Annotated in this window: 9 protein-coding genes; 7 read left to right on the plus strand and 2 right to left on the minus strand. The window is 54.8% G+C overall.

Annotated elements, in window-relative coordinates; translation table 11 throughout:
• Nucleotides 1-119: 119 nt before the first annotated feature.
• The 7 genes from K1Y02_13650 (at nucleotide 120) to K1Y02_13680 (ending at nucleotide 7656) form a co-directional block, all read left to right on the plus strand.
• A complete protein-coding gene (locus tag K1Y02_13650; protein MBX7257403.1) occupies nucleotides 120-620 on the plus strand; it encodes a DinB family protein in 501 nt (166 codons plus the stop codon).
• A gap of 307 nt (nucleotides 621-927) precedes the next feature.
• Nucleotides 928-1302 carry a GxxExxY protein gene (locus K1Y02_13655; GenBank protein ID MBX7257404.1) on the plus strand — a complete coding sequence of 125 codons (375 nt, stop codon included), beginning with the start codon at nucleotides 928-930 and terminating at the stop codon, nucleotides 1300-1302.
• A 496-nt stretch (nucleotides 1303-1798) separates the two neighbouring features.
• Nucleotides 1799-2251 carry a GntR family transcriptional regulator gene (locus K1Y02_13660; GenBank protein ID MBX7257405.1) on the plus strand — a complete coding sequence of 151 codons (453 nt, stop codon included), beginning with the start codon at nucleotides 1799-1801 and terminating at the stop codon, nucleotides 2249-2251.
• Nucleotides 2233-3111: an ABC transporter ATP-binding protein gene (locus K1Y02_13665; GenBank protein MBX7257406.1), complete on the plus strand. Its 879-nt coding sequence runs from the start codon at nucleotides 2233-2235 to the stop codon at nucleotides 3109-3111. The genes K1Y02_13660 and K1Y02_13665 overlap by 19 nt, the downstream gene beginning before the upstream one ends.
• 127 nt (nucleotides 3112-3238) lie before the next feature.
• Nucleotides 3239-4759 (plus strand): hypothetical protein, encoded by a 1521-nt coding sequence (locus K1Y02_13670; GenBank protein ID MBX7257407.1) that lies wholly within the window; start codon nucleotides 3239-3241, stop codon nucleotides 4757-4759.
• Entirely contained in the window at nucleotides 4756-6153 is a 1398-nt protein-coding gene (locus tag K1Y02_13675; protein MBX7257408.1) for a hypothetical protein, read from the plus strand. The genes K1Y02_13670 and K1Y02_13675 overlap by 4 nt, the downstream gene beginning before the upstream one ends.
• 537 nt (nucleotides 6154-6690) lie before the next feature.
• On the plus strand, nucleotides 6691-7656 hold the full coding sequence (locus tag K1Y02_13680) for a hypothetical protein (protein MBX7257409.1): 966 nt from the start codon (nucleotides 6691-6693) through the stop codon (nucleotides 7654-7656).
• Nucleotides 7657-7662: 6 nt separating this feature from the next.
• On the opposite strand, the gene K1Y02_13685 is transcribed toward K1Y02_13680, so the two are convergent.
• Together K1Y02_13685 and uvrB are read right to left on the minus strand one after the other, a co-directional pair.
• A complete protein-coding gene (locus K1Y02_13685) occupies nucleotides 7663-8280 on the minus strand; it encodes a hypothetical protein (protein MBX7257410.1) in 618 nt (205 codons plus the stop codon).
• Nucleotides 8281-8511: 231 nt separating this feature from the next.
• On the minus strand, nucleotides 8512-10457 hold a 1946-nt coding region (gene uvrB / locus K1Y02_13690; GenBank protein MBX7257411.1), incomplete at its 5' end, for an excinuclease ABC subunit UvrB.

The following is a 10457-nucleotide window of genomic DNA, read 5'->3' on the forward strand; positions in this document are numbered from 1 at the left end:
GTCGGGGCAAGAATAGATCGGTGGCACTCGCACATTCGGTTTGCCTTGACAGTATCGCATCGGCACAATGGAACAGCTGCACGACCCACAACACTTCCAACCAAAAAGAGGACTATCCCATGAATATCATCGACGCCATGATCAAAGAGCTTCAGCACGAAGCCATCGCCACCCGAAAGGTCTTGGAACGCGTGCCGGAAGACAAGTTCGGTTGGAAACCTCACGAAAAGTCCATGACGCTTGGAAGACTCGCATCGCATACGGCGGAAATCCCGCAGTGGGCGGGGATGACCCTGAATACCGACGAATTTGTCTTCAACCCCGGCGACTATGTGGCCTGGACCGCCGAATCGTCGAAACAGCTCCTGGAGACTTTCGACAAGCAATTGGCGGCCGCGGTCAATGCCATGCAGGGCGTGAGCAACGAGAGCCTCATGCAACCGTGGAAGTTCAAGAAAGGCGACGTAGTCATTTTCGAACTGCCCCGAGTGGCCGTGCTGCGCTCCATGATCCTCAACCACATCGTCCACCACCGCGGCCAACTCACCGTTTACCTGCGCCTGCTGGATGTTCCCGTCCCCAGCGTCTACGGGCCCAGCGCTGACGACCCGGGTATGTAGAGCGGGGAAAAGAGTATTCACCACAAAGGCACAAAGGACACAGAGAAGAAAGAACGACAGCAATGCGGTGGGTGGAGAGATATAGAACTCGCCCGGCCATACGCAATCACTGTCTACGTGTGTACCTCTAAGCACGAAGTCACGGTACATTTCCAGATACGAGAATCCCGAAGCCCAGGCCAATACCTGAACGACTTCGTGAACAGGGCTTCCACTTGATGAGGCGGTTCGATTTCGTGCTTCTTCTCTGTATACTCTGTGCCTCTGTGGTGTAGATGTAATTCCGCACACATCAGGGGGACTTGCTATGGCGAAATTTGTGGAGATTAAGGAAGCAATCATTGGGGCGGCAATTGAAGTGCATCGAGAACTGGGGCCGGGGTTGCTGGAATCAGCATATGAAGAGTGCCTCGCCTACGAACTTTCTTTGCGGGGATTAACAGCGCGACGTCAAGTGGAGTTGCCTGTCATCTACAAGCGTCTGGAACTCGATTGCGGATACCGGATAGACCTCATCGTGGAAGAGGCCGTCGTGGTCGAGCTAAAGGCTGTCGAGAAGCTGCTGCCGATTCACGAAGCCCAAATACTCACGTACTTGAAGCTGAGCGAGATGTCAGTCGGATTACTGCTCAACTTCAACGTGCCACTGATGCGAGACGGTATTAAGAGGTTTTCAATCTGAAGAGATTTCACCACAGAGACACAGAGGGCACAGAGAAGAAAGAATGACAAAGTTTTGCAGGGTGGATGGGAACTCTCCATGCCAAATCATATAGCGCCGCTGCCGGAGGCTCTACCGGCGAAAATACAGGCAAGGCAACAACTATTCCGAAAGTGACTCCAGAAGGACTGATCTTCAATCCGCATAATATAAGGAGCCAACTCGGTCCCTTGCTTTTTCTCTGTGTCCTCTGTGCCTCTGTGGTGAAACGCTCTTTCTTCTCTCGTATCGCCATTCTGAAGCCCAGCTCGCGCAGCATTTGGCTGCCGCCGAGGCGAGTCATGATCCGTTCACGGGTCGCCTTGAGGCTGGTTCCAGCAATCAAGCGGGTCAGTATTATCTCCGGATGGCGCACCCTCACCAGTATCCAATCCCGTCGCTATCTATATAACTCATTTGAAATCAATATCCTACGAAGCCTTGCGTATCCACTGTATATAATGTATATTCACAGCATATGAACATCGGCGAGACTGACAGAACGAATAGTGCGGGTACGCCCCGGCGGTTGGCCATACCGCCGGTGTCGTCTGCCGCGCCGGGCCCGCTGTACCAGCAGATCGTCGATGGCATCAAACGGGAAATCAGCGAAGGCCGTCTCGAACCCGGCGCGATGCTGCCCTCGTTTCGTCAATTGGCCGAAGAACTATTCGTGAGCCTCATCACCGTCAAACGGGCCTACGAAGACCTCGAACGGGAAGGCATCATCTTCCGAAAACAGGGGCTGGGCACCTTTGTATCCGAGCATGGGGCAGACCGAAGCCGAGAGGCCAAAGTGGCGCAGGCGCGGTCCTTGATCGAGCAAGCGATTCGCGAAGCATCTGAGGCGGGCCTCAGCGAAGACGAAATACTCGCTATTACCCACGAGTTACTGGAAAGGGAGGCGTTGATATGGGGGCAGAGGCGCTAAAGATCCGGGGTTTGGAAAAGGGCTTTCCCGGTTTCCACCTGGGTCCCATCGACATCACCGTGCCGACGGGGGGCATGTACGGACTGATTGGGCCCAACGGCGCGGGAAAGACGACAACCATCGATCTCATTATGGGGATGGGCGCGAAGGAAAAAGGGACCATCGAGGTCTTCGGGCTTGACCACATTCGCGAAGAAGTGGCGGTCAAAGCCAAGATCGGCTATGTGAGCCCGGACCTGTCGTTTAACGCGTGGGGGCGCGTGGATAGGCTCGTAGCGTTCATTCGGGGGTTCTATCCCGACTGGGACGACAACTACTGCGATGCGCTCATGAAACGCATGAAAGTCGGGTGGCACGAAACCATCTCTGCATTGTCATACGGGTCGCGCATGAAGCTGAACCTCGTGGTGGCGCTGGCGCACCGGCCTGCGTTGCTCTTGCTTGACGAACCGCTCGCGGGTCTCGATGCGATCTCGAAGCACGAATTGTTCACGGAACTGCTCGAAGCGATCCAGGACGAAACGCGCACGGTCATCATCTCATCGCACAACCTCGACGACATCGAGCGGTTTGCGGACCATGTGGGGATCATCGCCGACGGCAAGATGCTGCTGGAAGGGCCGACAGCGGTTCTCGTGGAGCGGTTCCGAATTGTCGATTTCGTAACGGACAACGGCGCAGCACCAAAACCTGTGCGCGGCGCATATATCCAACGCCGCGGCGATAGACGCTGGCGCATCCTCGTCGACACGCAGGAAGAAGCAATCGAGCGAATTCGTGCGCAGGGATTCTCCGATGTATCAACGGCACCCGTGACGTTGGAGGAACTGTTTGTGGGGTTGGTGAAGGGGCAAGAATGAGAAGTATTCACCACAGAGTCACAGAGGGCACAGAGAAAGGGAGAAACCGGCTCTTGGCATTGCTCTGTGTGCTCTGTGACTCTGCGGTGAATTCTCTCGATTTACGTGCAGCACAAGGATGTCGGAGATGAGCCGGGACCTTATTCGCTCGCAGAACGATAATCGCGATCCGCTGGTCAAGCACTTCAAGAGACTTTTTCGAATCTTCTGGCAGGCGATAGGCTGTCTCTATTTCATAATACTCGTGACCAATCCCTTCTGGTTTTGGTCGACAAATGAATTGGCCGCACTCCGTATGCCGCCAAGTGCAGCCACCACATTGATATTGATACTTTCTGGCATACTGCTTGTCAGACTACTCGATCCCAAAAGAATGCGCGCTAAATGCACGCTTCCCGTGAGTCGTCGCGCTTGGGCAATGAGAACGTGGCTACTTGGTCTTCTTCTGCCGTTCGCGCTACTGGCAACTGTGGCTACCCTAACACTACCCCCAATTGCGATCTGGAAAAGCCACTCCGAATACTCGAGCGTGGAGATTGCATACTGCGCATGTGCGCCGGGGTTGTGGACGCAGATTTGGCTACTCTATCTAGGCATGCTCAAACTAAATAGCGCTCTTCGAGCTAAGAGTGACCCTAGCCTTGCCTTGTTGTTGTTGGCAACTCCGGTAGCCGGAGCACTCATCCTTACTGCGATTGCTACACCCTCGCTAGAAGCCGGGAAAACACCCGAGCCAGAGTTGCTACAAATTGCACTCGTTACCTACACCCTATTTGCGCTTCAGGGAACTTACGCGTTACGTGGCCACTTGATTGGTCCCTTGATCGAGACTGGGAAGACATCCTTCGTCATAAAAGACACGGACTTGATGGAGTTTGTACTTCCTGCGCCATTCTCAACTCCGCCACCGTTACCCAAGGAGACTCCGCCGGAGGTCACTGCAAAACCCGACGTTCCGCAACAAACGAGCATAATGCAACTATCAATTCCCTGGACCTTGTACGCTCGAACCTTAGCGGAGTCATCCGTCATAGCCTTCTTTATTCTTTTCCTAATTCTGGCTATTGGTTTCATGGACAAGTTTTCAGGCAGAGAGTCAGATTCCGCGTTGGCGTTCGGTCCAAACTACTTTCGCGCGCTTATGGTAATTGAGTGGTTCACCCTCGCTAAAGCCATTGGCTCAAGCTCTGTACACTGGTCTCCATTGAGAACACTGCCACTCACAACTCAAGACCTTGCTTTTCAATTAGCCGCATTCGTATGGGTGGCAATAGTACCGTTCTGCATTGCCTCGGTGGTGCTGATACTCTGTTCCTTTCGCTGGGAGTACATGGTTCCTCTCTTCTCATTGCAAGTGGGTTCAATAGGCATTGCAGCCTTGATCCAAGGCTTGTCCCCCCGTCTCTTTTCCGGAGACGTCGAACGGCGCACACGAGATCTTCTCTGTTTCGTGGGTTGCGTCACGTATGTTGTTGTTACAGTGGCAGCGCTTGCACAACCGGCATGGACAACAAGCCTGCTAACCTCGGCTTTGGGAGTCCTTGCGGGTTACGTCGGGCTATACGTAGCGCTGCCCCGCGCAATCGCCAACGACAGCGACGTATACAAGCTAAATCACGGCAACCGGGCGGATGCGATCTGGCCATGACCACAACCGTATACACACAACACGAAGCGCCAGGTAAACGCTCAGCACTGGCCGGAGCATTGATTTGGGACTTGATTCGTTTGCAGTGGGAGAACCACCCCGTGGTGTCCGTTATCACATTGATCCTTGGTTTTCTTCTCCCTTTTGACATGCACTGGAATCTCTCCCCGTCCTTAACGATGTGTATGGTCTCCTCACTGGTGGTAATGGCGACTCGCGGAATCGAGGTATTGGACGTTTCCGGCACAGTACGTTTTCTCGCAACGTGGCCGGTTTCTCACAGAAAGTTGAGTATGGTTCTTTGGTTGCAGGCCACGCTTGGACCACTCATTCTTCTGGGAAGTACGGGAATTCCCGCCCTCCTTATTATTGCTCTGCTGGGAGGGCCACTTCGCGCCTATTGTCTACTTGCACTTTGCATGGTCCTATTCCTGCAACAGTGGCTAGTGTTTGAGACTGTTATGCGCCTATCGCTCGGTAATCGGGGCCGCCAGGGAATTTTACCTATGCTTCTCCCAGCAGCTCCGGTATTCCTCTTGTTGGTGCTCATGATCCTAAGTGAGGAAGATTATGTTAGCCGTTCGTCGCTAGCAGTGATGTCGTTGATGGTCATAGGCGCGCCAATCCTTGCATTCTTCACGATACGGCTTCTGGCGAATCACCCCGCATGCCCGCTGGACAAAAAGACAACTCCGATCAGTGTAGCTTACGCGGCGACCAGAGTTATGGACCTCGTAGCACACCGCAAGAGACTCGCTATTTGGAGTTTGCATATCAGAACCGCAATCAGCGCCGTGAGTTTCATGATTCTAATTTGGTCGGCGGTTTGGATATACGGGCGCTATCTCGATGTCGAAATTGAAGGGGTGTTTGGGACTGCGGCCAGCGCGCGGCTTGTATCGGTGGGGGCGGGCGTCATTGCTCCGATGTTGTTTACAAAGAGTACACTGCTACGCACCTTTCGCTCGCTGCCCAAGTCCGGGACCGCAATAACCCTGTACTTTATGAGTATCGCGGCATCGAGCGCCGCTGCGACCTGGGTCGCAGGACTATTCTTGTTTCTGAACGTACCGGGAGTAACGGTTTACGCTTTGACGGGGTGGATGATTTTGTCTGCTGGCGCGGCATCACTTGGTATTCCATTGTTAATGCGTTTCTCCGTACCAGGCTTCGTGCTTGTGACGGTTCTGCTCATACACTTTCTAGATTACTCAGAAGACTGGAGCACTTCTCCTGCCGTAGTCAGATTCTACTGTTTTGCAGGTATCGTGTTATTCACTGCAGGAATCGCCCTGATGTGCGCGCTCGTTACTCGAAGCAGCCGGGTATACCGAACTCGAAGCATTGAAGAGATCCGCGACATCATGATCTGGGGCGACAATGAAGGCAAGTAGTGTGATTCACCACAGAGGACTCAGAGAAGAAGAATTCGAGAAATACCATGCTACGCCTGGGCCCGCAGCGAGCTTCTATTGCTTCTCATACTGTGTTCGACTATCCAGGACTTACTCCAAGTCACGAAGTCGACGGAACAGGTTGATTAAGGCATGCGATTAACACGGAGAATAACAGACCCGATTTTGGATTGGCTTGACCGCGCGCCGGACTACGTTCGCGTAATCCGGTTTCTGCTTGCGAATACTTCTCCGTGGGAACTCGCGTGGTACTTGGCTGTGCCCATTCTATTGATTACCCCGTCAAGGGGCGTGATTTGGAATTACTTGATCGCTATCGTTGCTTGGCCCTCAATTTCCCAAACAAACTCGCCAGACTTCCGTAGGGCCATGAGGATACTTCCCATTTCAAAGCGCCGCTTGGGATTTGCTCAGTGGATCGTACAGACGATAGTCCCTCTCGCTATATTCTCTCTCGCCGTAGTCCTTCTCAGCGCTCTGACCCGGTTTGGCATATGGACACTCGGAGAATGCTTGGTGGTCATCTCCGTATTTCTTATGTGCCGCTCTGTGTTGCCTGCCGCCGAGGCGCCACGCATAGCCGTGCGCTATCTGCGAAACGCGCAACACTCGACAAATATCATTGTCTTCATGGCTCAATTGGCCACGCTGATACCTATCGCCGCTATGCTCTTGCTGCGTCCTTCTTCTATACACGTGCTCGCAATTTTCCTACCTGCATTAGCGCTCGTGCTTTGTGCGGCGTCGCTGCAATACCGCATGCGCACGGAGCCTCCCGCGCCGTTGCGAGTCGGAGACTCCACAAGAATTAAGAAGACCGCTAAGAACGCGGCACTCTCAGTTGCTCCCAAGCGAAGTGCCTTGTTGCGATTTCGGCGCATTTACGTTATGACGGCATTGAATTCCGTTGCGGGTCTTTCATTCTCTGTTGGCGTCTATTACTTCATGATATGGATCAAGACGAGCGGGATGTCTCAACGCCCATGGGAAATATCTGTCGCTTCATTGTTTTCGTTCGTCATCTTCACCATTGCGCCCGTAACCGGAATTCAGTACTTCCCTCCGCTTCGCATTCTCAGGATTTTGCCGATTTCCCCGGACGGATTGCGTCAAGAAGTAGCCACTTGTCTTTTCGTTAGCCACCTCACGCTTCTGACTGGAGGGATTCTGTTCGAATATGTCTGGGGGAATGGCAATGCGCTGAGACTGGTGAGCGTCGCCGGTCTGTCGTACTCAATCTCGCTCTATATCGCCCAACTGTCTCTTGCTCATGCGAAATCGGGTTGGTTTGTGTATGCATTACTTTGCGTCTATGCTTTGGAAGGATTACTCGTGTTCTTCCTTCCTTGGCCAATAGTTGCGTTGGTGGGAATTGCCATGCTTCCTTCTCAATACCGCAAGTTGCAGGGATATCTTCGCGATCTCAATCTCGCCTATCAGCGGACGCAGGAGACGAACACGGCTTTCAGCCGCACTGCGTGATAAGGCCTACTCCCGTATCGCCATTCTGAAGCCCAGCTCGCGCAGCATTTGGCTGCCGCCGAGGCGGGTCTTGATGCGTTCGCGGGCTGCTTTGAGGCCGGCGCGGGTCATGGCGTTGTATTGGAGTTCGCCAAGGAGGAGGGTTTCGAAGGCGGCGGATTCGATCCATTCCGGTATCTTGCGGTAGCCGAGCAGGGCGAGTGCGCCGGTCGCTTTGAGAAACATTTGGAGCCGGGCGGGTTTGACGTTCATGGTTTCGCACGACCCGAAATGAATCACGCGATTGGCACAACTGCCGCTGAGCCATTCTTCGAGGTTGTCGAGCGTAACGTGACTCTGCTTACGCCGCTTGTCGCCCACCACGATCTTTCCGGGCACACCGTGAAAGCCCAGGTACAAGATCGGAAACTCCGCATACCGGGTCTGGGTCCACTTTTCGAGGTAATACCTAAAATCTTCCGCCGTGCCTATGTCTCTGTAAATGTAGGGAACGCGTGAAATGTGCGATTCGGAGAGCAGGCGCAGGACGGGTTCAACGGAGGTGGGGTTCTTCAGGTCGGGCCACCAATCGCCCTCGAGGCAGAATACACCGTGCTTGTACACCCGCCGGGCCTTCATTGTCATGGCGCGTTTGCTCCCATTGCCCCAACAGACTCCGTTGGTAAGGGCGGCATTCTACAACAACGGAGAAATAATGAGGTCAATAGTGAGGCGATACGGATTTCCTGGGGTCTGGGGGATAGGGTCTGGGGTCTAGGGTTTTGCAGTGCATGGGACTCATGGGACCCATAAGTCCCATAGGACCCATTCTCCCCTTCTCACAGGCCGCGCACCACTTGCGTCACCCCCACTTGTTTAAAGCCCTTCCTCGATCTGACGGCGTTCGAGCGCCTGGATTCGGTCGCGGTATTCGGCGGCCTTCTCAAACTCCATCTTGTCGGCGGCCTGCTTCATCTTCTTGCGGAGGTCGGCGATGGTCTTGCCGAGGTTGGCGTTGGACACGTAGAGGTCGTGTTCTTCCGCCGCAATCGGCACGGTGACGTAGTCGCGTTCGTGGATGCTCGATAACACGTCGCTGAGAGCCTTTTTGACGCTCCTGGGAGTAATGCCGTGCTGCTTGTTGTATTCGAGCTGCTTTTCGCGGCGGCGGCTCATCTCGCCGATGGCGCGTTTCATCGAGCCGGTCATGGTGTCGGCGTACATGATGACGCGGCCGTTCACGTTACGCGCGGCGCGGCCGCACGTCTGGATGAGGCTCGTTTCCGAGCGGAGATACCCTTCCTTGTCGGCATCGAGGATCGCCACGAGCGCGACTTCGGGGATGTCCAGACCTTCGCGCAGCAGGTTGATGCCGACCAGCACGTCGTATTCGCCCGCGCGCAGCCCCCGGACGAGCTCGATACGCTCCAGCGTTTCCACGTCCGCGTGCATGTACTTCACGCGCACGTTGAGGTCGTGCAGATACTCCGTCAGGTCTTCGGCCATACGTTTCGTGAGCGTGGTCACGAGGACACGTTCATTTCGCTTCACGACGTTACGGATTTGATCCAAGAGGTCGTCAACCTGATTGGACGCGGGCCGGACCTCAATTTCCGGATCGACAAGCCCGGTAGGCCGTACCACCTGCTCGACAATGAGTCCTCCGCTCTTTTCCAGTTCATACGGGCCAGGGGTGGCGCTGACGTAGATGGCCTGCCCGGTGAGTTTCTCGAACTCGTTAAACTTCAGGGGGCGATTGTCGCGCGCACACGGCAGCCGGAAACCGTAGTCGACGAGTTTGTCTTTACGCGAACGGTCGCCCTTGTACATGCCGCCCACCTGCGGCACGGTGACGTGGCTCTCGTCAATAACGATCAGGAAGTCGTCGGGGAAGTAGTTCAACAGGGTGTACGGCGCTTCGCCGGGCATGCGCCCGTCGAGATGCCGTGAGTAGTTTTCGATACCGCTGCAGAACCCAATTTCGTTGAGCATCTCGATGTCGAACCGCGTGCGCTGTCCGAGTCGTTGAGCTTCCAGCAACTTGCCTTCGCCTTCCAGTTCTTTCAGGCGTTCCTGCAACTCGAACTTGATGCCTTCGATAGCCCGCTTCAAGTTGTCCGCCGTCGTCGCGTAATGCGTACCCGGAAAGATCGCGATGCGTTTTACACGGCGATTGACCGCCCCGCGCAACGGATCGATTTCGTAGAGCGCGTCCACGTCGTCGCCGAAGAACTCGACACGAATCGCGATGTCGGCTTCGTAGGCGGGGAAGACATCGACCGTATCGCCGCGTACGCGAAACGTGCCGCGATGGAAATCGAGGTCGTTGCGCGCGTACTGCATCGCGATAAGGCCTGCAATGAAATCCTCGCGAGAGACGGTGTCGCCTTGCGACAATTCGACGCGCAAGGCCTGATACGTTTCCGGAGACCCGATGCCGTAGATGCACGAAACGCTGGCGACAATGATCACGTCGCGCCGTGTCAGCAATGCGCGCGTCGCCGAATGGCGCATTTTGTCGATTTCTTCGTTGATCGACGACTCCTTTTCGATATACGTGTCGGTCGTGGGGACATAGGCTTCCGGCTGGTAATAGTCGTAGTAGCTGACAAAGTACTCCACAGCGTTTTCGGGAAAGAGCCCCTTGAATTCGCTGTAGAGTTGCGCGGCCAGAATCTTATTCGGCGCAATCACAAGTGCGGGCCGGTTCACTTCCGCGACGACATTGGCGATCGTGAATGTCTTACCGGAGCCCGTCACGCCCAGCAACACCTGGTGCTTCAGTCCTTCTCGCAACCCGGCGGCGAGACTTTCAATGGCCT

The sequence above is a fragment of the Candidatus Hydrogenedentota bacterium genome, assembly GCA_019695095.1.
Classification (GTDB): Bacteria; Hydrogenedentota; Hydrogenedentia; order Hydrogenedentales; family SLHB01; genus JAIBAQ01.

Coding starts and splice junctions, on each gene's coding strand:
- K1Y02_13650 (MBX7257403.1), top strand. CDS start 120: ATGAATATCATCGACGCCATGATCAAAGAGCTTCAGCACGAAGCCATC.
- K1Y02_13655 (MBX7257404.1), top strand. CDS start 928: ATGGCGAAATTTGTGGAGATTAAGGAAGCAATCATTGGGGCGGCAATT.
- K1Y02_13660 (MBX7257405.1), top strand. CDS start 1,799: ATGAACATCGGCGAGACTGACAGAACGAATAGTGCGGGTACGCCCCGG.
- K1Y02_13665 (MBX7257406.1), top strand. CDS start 2,233: ATGGGGGCAGAGGCGCTAAAGATCCGGGGTTTGGAAAAGGGCTTTCCC.
- K1Y02_13670 (MBX7257407.1), top strand. CDS start 3,239: ATGAGCCGGGACCTTATTCGCTCGCAGAACGATAATCGCGATCCGCTG.
- K1Y02_13675 (MBX7257408.1), top strand. CDS start 4,756: ATGACCACAACCGTATACACACAACACGAAGCGCCAGGTAAACGCTCA.
- K1Y02_13685 (MBX7257410.1), bottom strand. CDS start 8,280: ATGACAATGAAGGCCCGGCGGGTGTACAAGCACGGTGTATTCTGCCTC.